Source organism: Methylocaldum sp. RMAD-M, assembly GCF_017832375.1.
Lineage (GTDB): Bacteria > Pseudomonadota > Gammaproteobacteria > Methylococcales > Methylococcaceae > Methylocaldum.
On sequence record NZ_JAFIBZ010000002.1, the window covers coordinates 286,828 to 303,804 of the forward strand.

Consider the following 16,977-nt stretch of genomic DNA (forward strand, 5'->3'; position numbering starts at 1 on the left):
CACGGACTATGGCTATCGTAAACCGTTACGAATTCCTGTTTCTGTTCGACTGCGAAAACGGCAACCCCAACGGCGACCCGGATGCGGGCAATGCGCCCAGGATCGATCCCGAAGATATGCGAGGACTGGTTTCGGATGTCGCTTTGAAACGGCGGGTGCGGAACTATGTACAGATAGCGCGAAATAACCAGATGCCCAACGCCATTCTGGTGGAGCATGCCACCAATATGAACCGGCCGATACTTAAGGCGCATGAAGAAACCGGGGGTATCCCGGAAAAAGGAGCGTCCAAGAAAAAGGTTGGCGAAGCTAGGAAATGGATGTGCCAAAGCTTTTTCGACGTACGCACATTCGGCGCCGTAATGAGCACCGGCGCTAACGCTGGTCAGGTACGCGGCCCGGTCCAATTCACTTTCGCCCGATCGCTCGACCCGGTCCTGCCGCTGGATATTTCCATTACGCGCATGGCCGTTGCCGAGGACGTCAAAGGCGCAAAAACGTCGGCGGAATTTCAGCAGTGGGAGGAAGAACAGCCCGAAGACAAACTCCGCACCATGGGCCGCAAAAACCTGATTCCCTATGGTCTCTATGCTGCCAAGGGTTTCATCAGCGCCAATCTAGCCCAAGATACAGGCTTCGGCGACGACGATTTGGCCTTGTTTTGGGAGGCGCTCGCCAATATGTACGACCATGACCGTTCCGCCAGCAAGGGTTTTATGTCGTGTCGCGGCCTTTACGTGTTCAAGCATGTCGGCACCGATTCGAATCTGGAACAGCGCAAACGCCAAGCGATGCTCGGTTGCGCTCCCGCTCACAAGCTGCTGGATATTGGCAGGACCCCGGAGGAAGGCAAAGTAATCGAGATTTGGCTGAAGAAACAACTTGAGACGGCATCGCCCCGTCGCTTCAACGATTACGAAATCAATGTCCGCGCAGATAGGATCCCCGCCGGTGTAGAACTCTGGATGTGGGACGCTGAACGCGGGGCGTTGGTCAAGCAATGACCGACACAAAACCACCTGATCTCATCCCCCTCTCCGCTCTCAACCAATACGCCTATTGCGCGCGGCGCTGCTTCCTCATTCACGGTGAGGGCGAGTTCACGGACAACGTGCATACCGTGAGCGGATCGCGGGAACACGAACGGGTCGATAACGCCGGCTATGAACACAAAGCCGATGTCCGGGTCGAGTATGCGGTACCCGTTTGGTCGGATCGCTTGGGGCTGACCGGGAAATGCGACGTACTGGAGTTTCGAGATGACGGAACGATTTATCCCGTGGAATACAAGCACGGTCCCAAACGGCGCTGGCTAAACGATGACCTGCAGCTCGCAGCTCAAGCCATGTGCGTGGAAGAAATAACCGGCAAACTCGCGCCCAAGGGAGCGATCTTTCACCAAAAATCGCGACGACGGCGCGAAGTGATTATCGACGATTCCCTTCGCTCGCTGGTGAAAGAGACGGCCTCAGCAATTCGCTCGATGCTTGCCGCAGGCGTCAGCCCACCTCCTATCGAGGACTCACGGCGTTGCGGGGAATGCTCTCTCAAGACGATATGCGAACCGGAGCTTCTGCGGGCGGTTGCCCATGTATCGAAATTGGCAGCCGGTCTGTTCCAGCCTGAAGAGGACGCCGTATGACCGTTCTTCTCAACACCCTTTACATCACCACGCCGGATGCATACTTGCGCCTCGAAGGCGAAACCGTGTGTGTGATGATCGAAGAGGAAAAACGGCTACAGGTACCGCTGCATCATTTGGGAGCCTTCGTGCTGTTCGATCATGTAATGCTGAGCCCGGCACTGCTGGGGCGCTGCGCGGAGGATGGCCGCTCCATCGTTTGGCTGGACCGGTCGGGACGCTTCAAGGCACGGCTCGAAGGCCCGGTCAACGGCAACGTGCTGCTGCGCCAGGCCCAGTATCGGGCGGCCGACGACGAGTCGCAAACGCTGGCAATCGCCCGCGCCACCGTCGCCGGCAAGCTGCGCAACAGCCGCCAGGTGCTCATGCGGGGTGCACGGGAAACCGACAGCCCGCCGGAGCGGGACGCACTGGTTCAGGCGGCGCGTCTCATCGCCAATCAGATCCGCAAGATCCCCCAAGCGGACAATCTCGACACGTTGCGGGGGCTCGAAGGCGATTCCGCGCGCATTTACTTCGATGCCCTGCCCTATCTGATGAAGCCGTCGGCCCGCGAAGCTTTTCCTTTCTCGACCCGAAACCGCCGCCCGCCGCGAGACCGCTTCAATGCTCTGATCTCGTTTCTCTACGCCTTGAAGCTGGCCGACTGCCGATCGGCGCTGGAAACGGTCGGGCTCGATCCGCAACTGGGATTCCTTCACGCGGTTCGGCCGGGGCGTCCGGCACTGGCGCTCGATTTGTTGGAGGAATTCCGCGCGCCCCTGTGCGATCGGCTCGCGCTGACCCTGATCAATCGCGGCCAGATTCAACCCAAGGATTTCGACGAACGGGAAGGCGGTGCGGTGCTGCTCAACGACAGCGGCCGGAAGACCGTGATCGCCGCGTATCAAACCCGCAAGCAGGAAACCTTGAAGCATCCGGTGCTGGATGCCGAGGTATCCATCGGTCTCTTGGCGCAATTGCAGGCGAGGCTGTTGGCCCGCTATCTACGCGGCGATATCCCGCACTACGTTCCCTTCCTGAACCGCTGAGGTAAACATGTTGCTTCTGGTCAGTTACGACGTCTCGACCGAAACCTCGGAAGGCCGCCGACGGCTCCGGCGAGTCGCCAAGGTCTGCCTCAACTACGGTCAGCGTGTGCAAAAATCGGTGTTCGAGTGCAAGGTCGAGCCGATGCAACTGGAAATCTTGAAGAACGACCTGCTGGACATCATCAATGAAGAGGAAGACAGCTTGCGGATTTACCGCATCGTAGAGCCGCTTGAAAAAAACGTCATGGAATTCGGCAAGTTCAAGGCGGTCGACTTTACGGATACCTTGATCGTATGAGTGCTCTGCCGATGCGCGAACTGGAAGCAATGGCAAAATGCCGGGACATTCGCGCAGACCATAAACTTATGACTTTATTCCCTTTCGTTGCCAAGAATTCAAAATTTCTTCCGGCTTTGACACTCCCGGTCCTCCCGTTCGCGCTTTCCTGCCGTTTTTTCCTGATTTATTCTTGCTTTGCCGAAAGGCTGTATCTCCCGGCTTAATAGCCGGGAGTGGATTGAAACATCTTGGCATAAACAAAAACGATTTCAATGCGAGTATCTCCCGGCTTAATAGCCGGGAGTGGATTGAAACGCCGTTCGAGTCGGCCAATACGATTAGGTCAGCGTCGTATCTCCCGGCTTAATAGCCGGGAGTGGATTGAAACAAAACATGTCGAACATTCACGCCGAATTTAATCGTGTATCTCCCGGCTTAATAGCCGGGAGTGGATTGAAACTAACGGCGGAGAAAGTAAAAATGAATGAGTTTAGGTATCTCCCGGCTTAATAGCCGGGAGTGGATTGAAACATCACTCGGGCGGCATCGCGGGGTTACGACCGGATGTATCTCCCGGCTTAATAGCCGGGAGTGGATTGAAACATGAAATCCGGTATAAGCAGACAGGCGGTAGAATGTATCTCCCGGCTTAATAGCCGGGAGTGGATTGAAACCGTAGCGCGGGACGTGGAAAAGACCAAGAAAACGGGGTATCTCCCGGCTTAATAGCCGGGAGTGGATTGAAACCGAGGTGTCGGCCAAGGTTGAAGTGTTGCCGTGAGGTATCTCCCGGCTTAATAGCCGGGAGTGGATTGAAACTACAAGGCTATTCATTGGGGAGAATCAACAATTGTTTGTATCTCCCGGCTTAATAGCCGGGAGTGGATTGAAACAGAAACGGTTGCATAGTATTTGTTTTGTTTTTTTTGTATCTCCCGGCTTAATAGCCGGGAGTGGATTGAAACACGAGTCAGTACGGCGACAGCACCCGCTACAAGGGTATCTCCCGGCTTAATAGCCGGGAGTGGATTGAAACAAGAGCGAATCGGACGTAAAAAAATAACCCCAATAGCGTATCTCCCGGCTTAATAGCCGGGAGTGGATTGAAACTTTACTATGCGCGATAATGGCTCCCGTTGCACAAGTATCTCCCGGCTTAATAGCCGGGAGTGGATTGAAACGTACAATTGCGGCCCATATTCCCGCGTAACGGTGCGTATCTCCCGGCTTAATAGCCGGGAGTGGATTGAAACCCGAAACTGGCCAATCTTGTCATACCACTCTTCAAAGGTATCTCCCGGCTTAATAGCCGGGAGTGGATTGAAACACCGAACTGTTCGAGGGATTTACCAGCAGCACGGGCGTATCTCCCGGCTTAATAGCCGGGAGTGGATTGAAACTAAATCGTAAAACGTGTTGAATTTTAATTTCAAGCGTATCTCCCGGCTTAATAGCCGGGAGTGGATTGAAACGCACTACGAATTAACAGCGTTTGACGCTTTAACGCGTATCTCCCGGCTTAATAGCCGGGAGTGGATTGAAACAGCATGAACATTGAAAAATTCGTGAGTAACAATCGAGTATCTCCCGGCTTAATAGCCGGGAGTGGATTGAAACATCGGCTGCAATCGCGGATGCTCTCCCTGCTGAAGGTATCTCCCGGCTTAATAGCCGGGAGTGGATTGAAACTCGTCCCAGCCGCATTTCGAGGTGCGGGAGCAGTGTATCTCCCGGCTTAATAGCCGGGAGTGGATTGAAACTTTTTCCATGGCTGCGATGAGTTCGCCCAAATACGTATCTCCCGGCTTAATAGCCGGGAGTGGATTGAAACACCGTCATCCCGGCCGTGACCTCCGGATTACCGTGTATCTCCCGGCTTAATAGCCGGGAGTGGATTGAAACACGAATCCCGCCGGCACCGCGAGGACGTCGGTCCGTATCTCCCGGCTTAATAGCCGGGAGTGGATTGAAACCGATCGGGCTGACCTTCCGAGACAATTACCGGACCGTATCTCCCGGCTTAATAGCCGGGAGTGGATTGAAACACGTCGGATGCCGGCCTCTCGAAGGAGACCGCGGAGCGTATCTCCCGGCTTAATAGCCGGGAGTGGATTGAAACTCGTCACTCATGAGGCAATCGGCAGTGCGGATGGGGTATCTCCCGGCTTAATAGCCGGGAGTGGATTGAAACCTCGCACGAGGCGCTTAGAAACGGCTGGCTGGGGCCGTATCTCCCGGCTTAATAGCCGGGAGTGGATTGAAACACATAGCGCCATATTCCGGCATCCCTATAGCCGGGGTATCTCCCGGCTTAATAGCCGGGAGTGGATTGAAACCGCACGCCGAAGCCGGCGGCCACCATCGCCGAGGGCGGTATCTCCCGGCTTAATAGCCGGGAGTGGATTGAAACTTGTGCCCTTCGGTATCTTTGTCCCATAGATTCTAGTATCTCCCGGCTTAATAGCCGGGAGTGGATTGAAACATCAGTCATCCTCCTGGTATTGCAAAGTGCCGGGCGTATCTCCCGGCTTAATAGCCGGGAGTGGATTGAAACACGGCCTGATCGATGTCGTAGCCGCGGCTCAGAAGGTATCTCCCGGCTTAATAGCCGGGAGTGGATTGAAACTACGGCCAGGACATTTTCATCGACGTGGCCCACCGTATCTCCCGGCTTAATAGCCGGGAGTGGATTGAAACACCAGATCGCCGATCAGCTCGGCCACGGTCCTGAGTATCTCCCGGCTTAATAGCCGGGAGTGGATTGAAACATTCCACGGCCAGGCGTCTGGCTGTTTCCACACCGTATCTCCCGGCTTAATAGCCGGGAGTGGATTGAAACTTCGCCGCGGTCGTGCTGTGGCTGATTCATGCTCGTATCTCCCGGCTTAATAGCCGGGAGTGGATTGAAACTTTGAGCGGGATGTGCGGCCACCCGCCGTAATTGGTATCTCCCGGCTTAATAGCCGGGAGTGGATTGAAACACGCACTCGTAAACGATGTGCGCCGGGTTGGCGTGGTATCTCCCGGCTTAATAGCCGGGAGTGGATTGAAACCAGTTAGCCGCTACATCGATGCAATATCAAGCGGCGGTATCTCCCGGCTTAATAGCCGGGAGTGGATTGAAACTCAAGTCTCAGCGTTTAAAAATCCGCGTTTCCATGTATCTCCCGGCTTAATAGCCGGGAGTGGATTGAAACCGCTGTTGGACGCGTTGATTTTTCCTCAGCTTGACGGTATCTCCCGGCTTAATAGCCGGGAGTGGATTGAAACTTCACCAGGGAAATACCAACATCCCAGTCGAGACCGTTAAGGAAGCTCTGATCAAGTCCTTCGACAGGCTCAGGACGAACGGTAATGTATTGATTCCGTTCGTGGTGAGCCCTTCGACTCGGCTCAGGACAGGCTTGTCGAACGCTCTCCTGAGCCTGTCGAAGGGGCATGAACGGAATCCACTTGTTCAGAGCTTCCTTAAGACGTGAGGCGCGGTGCGAGCAAGATGGGGAGGTAGCGCACCAGAAACAGCAGATAGGCCGCGACCCAGAACCCTATCGCGGCTAACATGGGTAGACCATCCGGTTGCGCGAAAAGCCGGAAAACGGTTCCGAGGGTCATCATTGCGAAAGCGGCGGTCATCGAAGGAAAGGCTCGCAATGGCCGTCCGGTGTGGCCGAGCGCGACTCGAGCCGCGACACCCAGAATCATCGTGCCGATAGCCCCGTAGCCGAGCGCATGCAGACCGCTATCCCAAAGTCCCGGATGATCGAACAGCAGACTCGTTCCGAGCAAGGCCAGCCCGATGGGTATCCAGGCATAGCCGACGTGCAGAATCCAGAGCAGCGGTTCCGGATAGGCCAGCCAACCGCGCCATCGAGCGAGGCGGATGAACTGGAATACGGACGCAATGACGCCCAGTGAGCCGATTTCCGCCGAGTGGGGCCAAAAAACGAAGCCTAGGGCAAACAACAGGCTTACCGCGACGGTGGTGCCCTCGAATCGGTCGAAGGGAGGCAAACTTGTCCCGAGCTGAGGACGATTCAGACGCAGCCAGTTCTGAGTGAAGCTGGGAATGATCCGGCCGCCGATCAGCAGGATCATGCCGATCACGAGACATAACCCGATGCGCAATGCGGCCTCCTGTCCCGCCACATCGCCGGATGCCACGAAGAAGAAATATGCCTCGGTTGCGAGAAATGCAAATAGCAAACCCAGCACTTTATAGTTTCGGGTATTCCGGACCGCGATGACCTCGCGGGAAACGAGCGCCAGCATTCCTCCCCAAAACAGGACACTGGCCGAAGCCCATAAACTGCTGCCGAAAAGACTTGGAAGGAAAGCGCCTATCCGGGCCGCGCCCCAAAGCACACACAGTATCATCAGTGGCGTTCCCGCAACCGGAGGCCGGCCGGTCCAGGTAGCGACGGCTGTCAATAAAAACCCCGCAATCGCTGCTCCGGCGAACCCGAAGATCATTTCATGCCCGTGCCGAACCGCGGCGGGCAATGCATCCGGCCAGGCCAGGACTCCGCTAAGGTGAAGCCCCCAAGCCGAGATAGCCAGAACGGCGTAAACACCCACCAGCAGGAAAAAGGCGCGGAAGGCATAGCTGAACAAAACGCGGGAATCGAAATGGATAGGGTCCATAAATCAGTCGCTCCAATGTACGATACCTTAAGCCAAAGGCGAGGATAAGCGCTTCAAAAGATACTCCGCCAAAGCCACCGCACTGTTGTGCTCGGTGTCGCGAGCGCTGTAGAGCAAGGTGATCCTTCCGCGAGCGGCAGCCTCCAGGAGCGGCCGGAGCACCTCGGGGTTTCGGTCCAGTTCGGTAAAATAACGCCGCCTGAATTCGTCCCATTTTGAAGGGTCATGGCCGAACCAGCGCCGCAGATCGCCGCTCGGTGCCGCCTCTTTGATCCAGGCCGTCATCGCCAACGCCTCTTTTTTGATTCCTCTCGGCCAGAGCCGCTCGACCAGGAAGCGTTCTCCATCGCCAGCAGCCGGCATCTCGTAGACCCGTTTCACACTTACCATGAAGACTCCTCGCGAAACCACGAAATCGATGGCAACTAACATACAGTCAGCCGGCCGCGCGAAATGCTTGAGGCTGACAGCAACGTACGTCGAGTGCGCTAATTGCCTTATAATAAGCCCCACGTCCCGTCCGCCCCGAACCACCTCCCCAATACCTAGCTAACTATCATGTCGGATAATCTGATTTACAAGGTCGTCTTTATCAATCAGAACCAGGTTTACGAAATGTATGCCAAGCGGGTTTTCCAGGGCGAGATGTTCGGATTCGTGGTGATTGAGGATTTTATTTTCGGCGAGACCACATCCGTGGTCGTAGATCCTTATGAAGAGAAGCTAAAGACGGAATTTGCCAATGTCCGGCGCTCATTCATTCCGATGCATGAAATCATTCGCATCGATCAGGTGGAACGCCGCGGGACCGCCAAGATCATTCCCCTCGATCGGGAGGCGGGTCAATCGGGCAAAGTCACGAAGTTTTACGTGCCGGACAAGTCGTAGCGCACACGTTTGTCGGCAAAGGATTGCCGACCTACAAGTGAGTTACTTGACGACCTTGAGCACCGGCTTTTTCTTCGTGCTAGGTGTCTGAGGCGCGGAATCGGCGGGTGGAGGCGTGTCGTCATCTCCCTCATCGTCGAAAATCATTCCTTTTCCGTTTTCTTGCGCATATATAGCCAGAACTGCGCGCATCGGGACGGTTATTTGCATCGGCGTTCCGCCGAATCGGGCACCGAACTCGACCTCTTGATTACCCAGAGACAGGCCGTGCACGGCTTGCGGCCGCAAATTCAGCACGATCTTTCCGTCTTGAACGTACTGCCTGGGCACGACGACACCCTGCGCCTCGGCATCGACGAGCAGATAGGGCGTGAATTGGTTATCGACTATCCAGTCGTATATCGCTCGTATCAAATACGGCTTGAGCGAAGTCATCAGGCACTCAGCGGCTCGGCAAAAGAGGTTAAATCCCGCTCTTGTTCACTTAAACTGGCTTGAAACGCATCGCGCTCAAACAAGTGTCGAGCATAGGCCGTAATCGCCTCCGCCTGTTTCGGCAGATCTATGCCCAACGTGGGCAAGCGCCAAAGCAACGGAGCGAGCGTACAGTCTACCAAAGAAAATTCGTCACTGAGAAAATAAGGCTTGGAAGCGAATGCCGGAGCCGCGGCAATAAGACTGTCCCGCAGCAGTTTCTTCGCTTTGGTGTCCTTTTTATCCTCCGAACTTTCGATTTCGTCCAGCAATCGGTACCAATCCTGGTCGATACGATGGACCAACATGCGAGCCCGCGCTCTCGATACGGGGTCCATGGGGTGCAACGGCGGATGAGGAAAACGTTCGTCCAAGTATTCCATGATGATCCGGGACTCGTACAGCACCAGATCGCGGTCCACCATCGTCGGGGTGTTCCCGTGGGGATTCAGCGCAAGCAATTCTTCCGGCGGCTGATTGGCATCGACATATTCGATATCCGCCGCAATTCCTTTTTCGAATAAAACAATCCGTGTTCTGTGGCTATAGGCGCAGGTCGGGGAACAAAAAAGCGTCATTACCGATTTGCGACTGGCAGTGGTTGCCACGCTGAACACCTCAAGAAAGACTAAAAGGTTCCGGTTGGAAAAAATTAACGGTTGGCGCACCGGCCTCCGCCGGGAAAAGTCGTTCGCTGCGAGCGCCTACGAACATCATCGGTTTCCAACCGGCCGGCCGCTCATTTTACCATTAAACGTCAATGAATATTCTTCCAATATTCTTTCTTCAATCGGTACATGATTACCGCCAGCACCACTAGGAATAAGATGACGTATTTTCCGAGCGGAAGACGTTGAAGCTTGGAAGGCTCCGACACATATGCAAGAAAGTTGACGATGTCCGTCAGGGCTTGGTCGAATTCCTTAGGCGGCATCTCGCCTTTTTTGACCAGCCGAACGTCGATGACCGCATCTGCGCCATTGATCTTCTTGATCACAGGCTCTTGAGTGCCTTGCAGCTCCCATAAGACATTGGGCATCGCTACGTCTGGAGAAACCAGATTGTTTACCCCGAACGGCCGCTTGGGATCGGTATAAAAGCCTTTGAGATAGCTATAGACCCAATCCCCGCCCTTGGCCCGCACGACGAGAGAAAGATCGGGCGGCGCCACGCCGAAGGCGTTTTCCCCATCCTCCTTGCTCATTGCGGTCTCGAGATAGTCGTGAATTTTGACATTGCCGAACATGAACTCGCGTCGCATGGTGTCCTCGCTGAGCTCCAGGTCCTTGGCGATCCGCGAGTAGCGAATCTGCTTCGCGGAATGGCAACCCATGCAGTAGTTGGCGAAGAAACCGGCTCCTCTCCGAACCGAATCGGTATCGAAAATATCCACATCGGTGTCCAAGAGTGGCTTTACCGGATCTACCGCAGACGCAGCAAAAGAAAATAACAACAGTGTTATGCCGAATGCCGTTTTCATTCTTATTTGCTTCCGTAAGTTTTCAGCCATCCGGTTACCGCCGATAGCCGTTCTTTTACGTTTTGATAATAGGGATGGGCTCCAACAGCCTCTAACCGCGCTTTCACGTTCCGATAGAACGCACTGGTCCGGACTGCCTCCACGCCGCGTTCGACCATCCGCCAATGCTTGCCCTCGCGCTTGCTTAGCGGAATGACGGGTTCGGCCAAGCGTTCGGGTACCGGTTTGGTTTTTTCAAAACTCGGATAAAACGGCATCAAAAGCAGGAAAGCGAAATAAATGATCGTGAACAGCCGAGCAAAAGCCGTTGCAGTCGGCGTGACGGGCTTGGTTCCGAGTATGCCGAGTCCGAAAAAACTCACCACGAACAACGCCAGCGCGATTTTAAAAATCCCCCCTCGGTAGCGGATCGATTTCACCGGCGAGCGATCCAGCCACGGCAGCAAGAACAGCAGAACGATCGATGCCCCCATCGCCATGACGCCGCCCAGCTTATTCGGAATCGCGCGTAACACCGAGTAAAACGGCGTGAAGTACCATACCGGCTGAATATGCTCGGGCGTCGCCGCCGGATTTGCCGGTTCGAAGTTCGGATGCTCCAAGAAATACCCGCCCACTTCCGGCATGTAGAAGATGACGATCGAACAGACGATCAGGAAAATGACCGCGGCGTACAGATCCTTGACGGTGTAATACGGATGGAACGGTATGCCGTCGATCGGAACGCCGTTTTCGGCCTTCTGTTTCTTGATCTCGATGCCGTCCGGATTGCTGGAACCCGTGGTCCGCAGGGCGACCAGGTGAAACACCACCAGAATCAGGATGGCCAGGGGAATCCCGACGACGTGGAGCGCGAAAAACCGGTTCAAGGTCGCATCGGCGACCACGTAATCGCCCCGGACCCATATCGCGAGGTCTTCGCCGATGACCGGAATCGCACCGAACAGCGAGATGATGACCTGCGCTCCCCAGTAGGACATTTGCCCCCAAGGCAGCAGATAGCCCATGAAGGCTTCCGCCATGAGGAGCAGGAAAAGCGTCATGCCGAACAGCCAGATCAGTTCCCGAGGCTTCTTGAAAGAGCCGTAGAAGATCGCCCGGAACATGTGAACGTAGATGACGATGAAAAACATCGACGCGCCCGTCGAGTGCATGTACCGGAGCAGCCAGCCGTAATCGACATCGCGCATGATGTATTCGACCGAATCGAACGCGAGTTCGGCCGAGGGCTTGTAGTGCATCGTCAGAAAAATCCCGGTCAGGATCTGATTGACGAGTACGAGTATCGCCAGGGAGCCGAAGAAATACAGGAAATTGAAATTCTTCGGAACGTAGTATTCAGTGAGCTGGCTTGTCCAGAGCTTCGTGACCGGAAACCGCTCGTCCAACCAATTCAAAAGAGCTTTTGCTTTTTCCGAAGCCATCTCGCCTACTCCTCGCCGCCGCTCATACCGATTACGATGCGCGTATCGCCTACAAAGTGATAAGGCGGAATTACCAGATTGGTCGGTGCCGGAACCGCCTTGTACACGCGTCCCGCCAAATCAAAGCGAGAGCCGTGGCAGGGGCAGAAAAATCCGCCCTTCCAGTCCGGCCCCAAGTCTGCGGGTGCAACTTCGGGACGATAGACGGGAGAACATCCGAGGTGGGTGCAGATGCCGACAGCGACAAAAACCTCGGGCTTGATGGACCGAAACTCGTTGGTCATCGCTTTCGGCTGTTCCGACTCTTTCGACCGGGGATCACGCAACTGATCGTCGAGCGTCGGCAGGATCGCCAAGCTGTTGGGAGTTCTGTTCAATATCCAAACCGGCTTGCCCCGCCACAAGACGCGAATCAATTGTCCCGGCTCGATCTTGCTGATATCGACTTCCACCGGAGCCCCCAAGGCTTCTGCCTTGGCACTGGGCTTCATCGACGAGATGAACGGCGCCGTTGCGGCGCCGGTGCCTATGGCGCCGATAACCACCGCCGCCTGGGTTAAAAAACGGCGTTTGTCGATATCCACGCCTTCAGTAGTCATGCCAACATCTCCCGAGTACCCCTCTAAGCTAGGTCTTATCGTTTTCAATTGTATTTGGTTCTAATTCCGGAACCCGCCAGTTCCATATCGTTGAATCGTTATAGTTGACAATGCGTTTCTCCAGGGGGGAGGATTTTGTTTGAGAAAGGCTCAGAAAGCAATAGCACAGGATATATGCCCTACGAAGCCAGAACGTTCGCAAGCGCCTTAAGGAATTTGCGATTTTCCTCCGGCATTCCGATGGTTACACGCAAACACCCTACCAACCGGCCGCCGGAAGGGTGCAGATTCTTGATCAAGACGCCCGAATCTTTCAGCTTCCGAAACACTTGATTGGCATCGTGCCGCAACAGCCTGAACAAGATGAAATTAGCGTCGCTCTGATAGACCTGGACACCGGAAAGCCGGCCAAGTTCTTCGTATAAGTACTGCCGATCCTGCAAAATGAGCCCCACCTGAGCCTCTAGCACACTCCGCTTCTCGATGGCGAATTCGGTGCTGATTTGGGTCAATACGTTGACATTGTATGGCAGCCGAATCTTGTCGAATTCGTCTATCCAGGCCTTGGCGCCGGCCAAGAAACCCAAGCGCAGCCCCGCCAGCCCCAATTTGGACAGTGTGCGCATGACGAGGAGCCTATCGAATTCCGCGAGTCGAGGCATGAAGCTGCGCCCCGCATAGGCCGTGTAGGCTTCGTCCAAGACCACCAATCCCGGAGCTATTTGCAGGATTTCGGCGATATCGTCGGTATGGAACAAATTGCCGGTCGGGTTGTTGGGGTAGGCCAGAAAGATCACGGCAGGTCGATGCGTCTCGATCGCCGCCCGCATCGCGTCCATGTCCAGAGCAAAGTCCGCTTCCCGCAAGGGTACGCCTACAAACTTGAGCCCCAAGCAGGACGCGATCTGCCGATACATGACGAAAGTCGGCTCGGGCGCCAAAACCGTCGCGTCGCGTCCTTGCAGTGCCATGAGAATGATCTGAATGATTTCGTCGGAACCGTTCCCCATCAGGAGATCGGCTTCCTCGGGCACCCCGTAAGCTTCGCGCAACTTGGCTTTGAGCCGGCTGCACGAGGGATCGGGATAGCGATTCGGCTGAGCTTCGCGGAGCCGGACCAGCCATTCCTCGACCATGTCATCCGGCCACGAATAAGGATTTTCCATGGCATCCAATTTGACGTAACCCGAAGAATCCGGAACGTGATAGGCCGACAAAGCCAGTATTTCCGGTCTCAGCAAGGAACGGACCTTGCTCGCGAGATCGCTCATGAGCGTTCTACGATCCGGTATTCGGCGGAACGGGCATGGGCCGTCAGTCCCTCGCCTCGTGCCAGCACGGACGCGGTCCTCGCCAATTGGTCGGCGCCTTGCGGTGAGCAGAAAATCAGGCTGGACCGCTTTTGAAAGTCGTAAACGCCCAAAGGCGACGAAAATCTGGCGGTCCCCGAGGTGGGCAACACGTGATTGGGGCCGGCGCAATAATCGCCCAGAGCTTCCGCCGTATAGCGGCCCATGAAAATGGCGCCGGCATTGCGGATTTTGGTAGCCAAACTTTCCGGATCTTCCACGGAAAGCTCAAGGTGCTCGGGCGCGATGCGATTCGCCACCTCCGCCGCCTCGTCCAGATCCCGGACTTCGATCAGAGCGCCGCGGCGGGACAGCGAGGTCCGGATGACTTCGGCCCGCTCCATGGTCGGCAACAGACGGCGTATGCTCGCTTTCACCGCATCCAGATGAGCGCGGTCCGGACTGACCAGTATCGCCTGGGCATCCTCGTCGTGCTCGGCTTGCGAAAAAAGGTCCATGGCAATCCAGTCCGGGTCGGTGCCGCCGTCGCTGATGACGAGAATTTCCGACGGGCCCGCCACCATGTCGATGCCCACCTGGCCGAACACCAGCTTTTTCGCGGTAGCCACGTAGATATTGCCGGGGCCGACGATTTTATCCACGCGCGGCACCGTGGCGGTGCCGTAAGCCAGCGCCGCCACCGCCTGCGCGCCGCCGATCCGAAATACGCGGTCTATACCGGCAAGATAAGCGGCCGCGAGAACCAGGGGATTGGTCTCGCCGCCCGGAGTCGGAACCACCATGACGATCTCCGGCACGCCGGCCACCTTCGCCGGAATGGCGTTCATCAATACCGACGATGGATAAGCCGCCTTTCCGCCGGGCACATAGACGCCGACCTTGTCCAAGGGCGTCACTTGCTGTCCCAGCACCGTGCCGTCGGGTTCCGCATACCGCCAGGAGTCCATCTTCTGGCGCTCGGCGTACAGCCGGATGCGATCCCCGGCCTTCATCAACGCCTCGGCCGATTCGGCGGGCAAACCGTCCCACGCCTTTTTCAGCTCGTCGCGCGACAGTTCGAGACCCGAGGCGTTCACCGCGTCGAAACGGTCATAAAGACGGGTGAGTTCTATCAGCGCGGCATCGCCCTCCTTCCGGATACGCGCGATGATGTCCATCACCCGCGCGTGAATCGCCGCGTCCTCGGCTTCGTCCCAGGCCAAAACCGCGTCCAGACCCTTCGCGAAATTCGCTGACCCCGCTTCGAGACGGGTAATCGAGATATCCAACATGGTGCTTACCCCGCTTGCTTGCTGCGTTCGCTGACGACTTGCCTCAATTCTTCGACGAAGGACGTGACCTCGCGGTGCTTCATCTTCATCGCGGCCTTGTTGACGATGAGCCGGCTGCTGACGTCCATGATCAGATCGCGCGGCTCGAGTCCATTGGCCTTCAGCGTGTTTCCGGTGTCGACGAGATCGACGATGCAGTGGGCCAAACCTACGAGAGGCGCCAGTTCCATAGAACCGTAAAGCTTAATGATATCCGCCTGAATGCCGCGGCTGGCGAAATAACGGTGGGTAGTTTTCACATATTTGGTCGCCACCCGCAATCGACCTCTCGGCACGGGCGCCGAATCCTTCATGGCCGCCGTCATCAATCGGCAGCGGGCAATGCCCAGATCCAGCGGCTCGTACAGCCCTTGGGCATCGTACTCGACCAATACGTCCTTGCCGGCGATTCCGAGATCGGCGGCTCCGTATTCCACGTAGGTGGGCACGTCGGTAGCCCGGATAATCAGGAGCTGAACATCCTCGCGATTGGTCGGCAGGATCAGCTTACGGCTCTTGTCCGGATCCACGGTCGGAGCTATCCCGACCTGCGCCAGCAGCGGGAGCGCCTCCTCGTAGATACGTCCTTTCGATATGGCTAGAGTGAGCATGCGGGGCGTTTCAATTGGGTATGCGGCGTATCTCCGCGCCGAGCTGCGATAGCTTCTCTTCGATGCACTCGTATCCGCGATCGATATGATAAATCCGGTCGACGATGGTCTGGCCTTCGGCCACGAGTCCGGCCAGCACCAGGCTTGCCGAAGCCCTCAAATCGGTGGCCATGACCGGTGCAGCCGTCAGGTTCGGCCTGCCCTGAACGATGGCGGTATTGGATTCCAGCTGGATGTCGGCCCCCATGCGCTGCATTTCGTGCACATGCATGAACCGATTTTCGAACACGGTCTCGGTGATCACGCCGACGCCCTCGGCAACCGTGTTCATGGCCGTGAATTGCGCCTGCATATCGGTCGGAAACGCCGGATAGGGCGCGGTGCGCAGCGATACCGCTTGCGGCCGATTGCCCTGCATGTCGAGTTCGATGGTCGAATCGGTACACGTGATCAGCGCCCCGGCCTCGCGAAGCTTGGCCAAGACCGCGTCCAACAAATCCGGGCGGGTATTCTTCAATTTAACCCGGCCGCCGGTCATGGCGGCGGCCACCAGATACGTGCCGGTCTCGATGCGGTCCGGCAGGATACGGTAGTGCAGCCCGTTGGCGGATAGGGATTCGACACCTTCGATTTCCATGATGTCGGATCCCGCGCCGTAAACTTTCGCGCCCATCTGATTGAGGAAATTGGCCAAATCCACCACCTCGGGCTCGCGCGCGGCATTTTCGATGATGGTCGTCCCTTTCGCGAGCACCGCCGCCATCATGAGATTCTCGGTGCCGGTAACCGTAACCTGATCCAGAACCAGGCGGCAACCTTTGAGACGCTTGGCGCCGGCGTGAATATAGCCGTTCTTCACATTGATATCGGCTCCCATTGCGGCCAGACCGTGCAGGTGCAGATTCACCGGCCGGCTGCCGATGGCGCAACCGCCGGGCAGCGAAACCTCGGCACGGCCGAAGCGCGCCAACAAGGGCCCCAAGACCAGAATGGAAGCCCGCATGGTCTTCACGAGCTCGTAAGGCGCGAAAAAATTCTCGATCGGTCCGGAATCCACCTCGATATTGAGCTTTTCGTCCACCATCAGGTGCACTCCCATGCGCCCGAGCAATTCCATGGTGGTGGTAATGTCGTGGAGATGCGGAACGTTGCCGATGATCACGGGCGTTTCCGACAACAATGCACCCGCGAGTATCGGCAATGCAGCGTTCTTGGCCCCCGAAATGCGCAGCTCCCCATGAAGAGGTTTGCCGCCGGTAATAAGAAGCTTATCCATTGTTTGTATAT

General features: G+C 56.4%; 16 protein-coding genes and 1 CRISPR repeat array. Of the genes, 5 read left to right on the forward strand and 11 right to left on the reverse strand.

What is annotated here, in order from left to right:
* The first annotated feature begins 8 nt into the window (after positions 1-8).
* From cas7c to cas2, 4 genes are read left to right on the forward strand one after another with little or no spacing between them, the layout of a single operon-like run.
* A complete protein-coding gene (cas7c, locus tag JOD69_RS03425; protein ID WP_086135262.1) occupies positions 9-1,004 on the forward strand; it encodes a type I-C CRISPR-associated protein Cas7/Csd2 in 996 nt (331 codons plus the stop codon).
* Positions 1,001-1,642 (forward strand): CRISPR-associated protein Cas4, encoded by a 642-nt coding sequence (gene cas4, locus JOD69_RS03430; protein WP_077731137.1) that lies wholly within the window; start codon positions 1,001-1,003, stop codon positions 1,640-1,642. The genes cas7c and cas4 overlap by 4 nt, the downstream gene beginning before the upstream one ends.
* Positions 1,639-2,673, forward strand: coding sequence for a type I-C CRISPR-associated endonuclease Cas1c (cas1c, locus tag JOD69_RS03435; RefSeq protein ID WP_077731136.1), 1,035 nt, complete (start codon positions 1,639-1,641; stop codon positions 2,671-2,673). Before cas4 ends, cas1c begins: the two co-directional genes overlap by 4 nt.
* Positions 2,674-2,680: 7 nt before the next feature.
* Positions 2,681-2,971: a CRISPR-associated endonuclease Cas2 gene (gene cas2, locus JOD69_RS03440; RefSeq protein WP_077731135.1), complete on the forward strand. Its 291-nt coding sequence runs from the start codon at positions 2,681-2,683 to the stop codon at positions 2,969-2,971.
* Between the two features lie 190 nt (positions 2,972-3,161).
* A CRISPR array of direct repeats spans positions 3,162-6,223; the repeat unit is 37 nt; unit sequence GTATCTCCCGGCTTAATAGCCGGGAGTGGATTGAAAC.
* A gap of 198 nt (positions 6,224-6,421) precedes the next feature.
* On the opposite strand, the gene JOD69_RS03445 is transcribed toward cas2, so the two are convergent.
* Complete coding sequence (locus JOD69_RS03445) at positions 6,422-7,594, reverse strand: NnrS family protein (protein WP_077728106.1); 1,173 nt, start codon at positions 7,592-7,594, stop codon at positions 6,422-6,424.
* Positions 7,595-7,621: 27 nt separating this feature from the next.
* On the reverse strand, positions 7,622-7,984 hold the full coding sequence (locus JOD69_RS03450) for a DUF488 family protein (RefSeq protein WP_077728136.1): 363 nt from the start codon (positions 7,982-7,984) through the stop codon (positions 7,622-7,624).
* A 168-nt stretch (positions 7,985-8,152) separates the two neighbouring features.
* On the opposite strand from JOD69_RS03450, the gene JOD69_RS03455 reads away from it, so the two are divergent.
* Entirely contained in the window at positions 8,153-8,482 is a 330-nt protein-coding gene (locus JOD69_RS03455; RefSeq protein ID WP_077728105.1) for a DUF1820 family protein, read from the forward strand.
* 42 nt (positions 8,483-8,524) lie between these two features.
* On the opposite strand, the gene JOD69_RS03460 is transcribed toward JOD69_RS03455, so the two are convergent.
* The 9 genes from JOD69_RS03460 to murA all read right to left on the reverse strand — a co-directional run bounded on the left by JOD69_RS03460 (position 8,525) and on the right by murA (position 16,966).
* On the reverse strand, positions 8,525-8,917 hold the full coding sequence (locus JOD69_RS03460) for a ClpXP protease specificity-enhancing factor (RefSeq protein ID WP_077728104.1): 393 nt from the start codon (positions 8,915-8,917) through the stop codon (positions 8,525-8,527).
* Complete coding sequence (locus JOD69_RS03465) at positions 8,917-9,534, reverse strand: glutathione S-transferase N-terminal domain-containing protein (RefSeq protein ID WP_156879550.1); 618 nt, start codon at positions 9,532-9,534, stop codon at positions 8,917-8,919. The genes JOD69_RS03460 and JOD69_RS03465 overlap by 1 nt, the downstream gene beginning before the upstream one ends.
* A gap of 179 nt (positions 9,535-9,713) precedes the next feature.
* On the reverse strand, positions 9,714-10,436 hold the full coding sequence (locus JOD69_RS03470) for a cytochrome c1 (RefSeq protein ID WP_210023793.1): 723 nt from the start codon (positions 10,434-10,436) through the stop codon (positions 9,714-9,716).
* A 2-nt stretch (positions 10,437-10,438) separates the two neighbouring features.
* Positions 10,439-11,860: a cytochrome bc complex cytochrome b subunit gene (locus JOD69_RS03475; protein ID WP_077728102.1), complete on the reverse strand. Its 1,422-nt coding sequence runs from the start codon at positions 11,858-11,860 to the stop codon at positions 10,439-10,441.
* A 5-nt stretch (positions 11,861-11,865) separates the two neighbouring features.
* A complete protein-coding gene (gene petA, locus JOD69_RS03480; RefSeq protein ID WP_210023794.1) occupies positions 11,866-12,459 on the reverse strand; it encodes a ubiquinol-cytochrome c reductase iron-sulfur subunit in 594 nt (197 codons plus the stop codon).
* Between the two features lie 179 nt (positions 12,460-12,638).
* Positions 12,639-13,730: a histidinol-phosphate transaminase gene (gene hisC / locus JOD69_RS03485; RefSeq protein WP_210023795.1), complete on the reverse strand. Its 1,092-nt coding sequence runs from the start codon at positions 13,728-13,730 to the stop codon at positions 12,639-12,641.
* On the reverse strand, positions 13,727-15,040 hold the full coding sequence (hisD, locus tag JOD69_RS03490; RefSeq protein WP_210023796.1) for a histidinol dehydrogenase: 1,314 nt from the start codon (positions 15,038-15,040) through the stop codon (positions 13,727-13,729). The genes hisC and hisD overlap by 4 nt, the downstream gene beginning before the upstream one ends.
* Positions 15,041-15,045: 5 nt before the next feature.
* Positions 15,046-15,690, reverse strand: coding sequence for an ATP phosphoribosyltransferase (hisG, locus tag JOD69_RS03495; RefSeq protein ID WP_077728098.1), 645 nt, complete (start codon positions 15,688-15,690; stop codon positions 15,046-15,048).
* 10 nt (positions 15,691-15,700) lie between these two features.
* Complete coding sequence (gene murA / locus JOD69_RS03500) at positions 15,701-16,966, reverse strand: UDP-N-acetylglucosamine 1-carboxyvinyltransferase (protein ID WP_086135255.1); 1,266 nt, start codon at positions 16,964-16,966, stop codon at positions 15,701-15,703.
* Between the last annotated feature and the right edge of the window lie 11 nt (positions 16,967-16,977).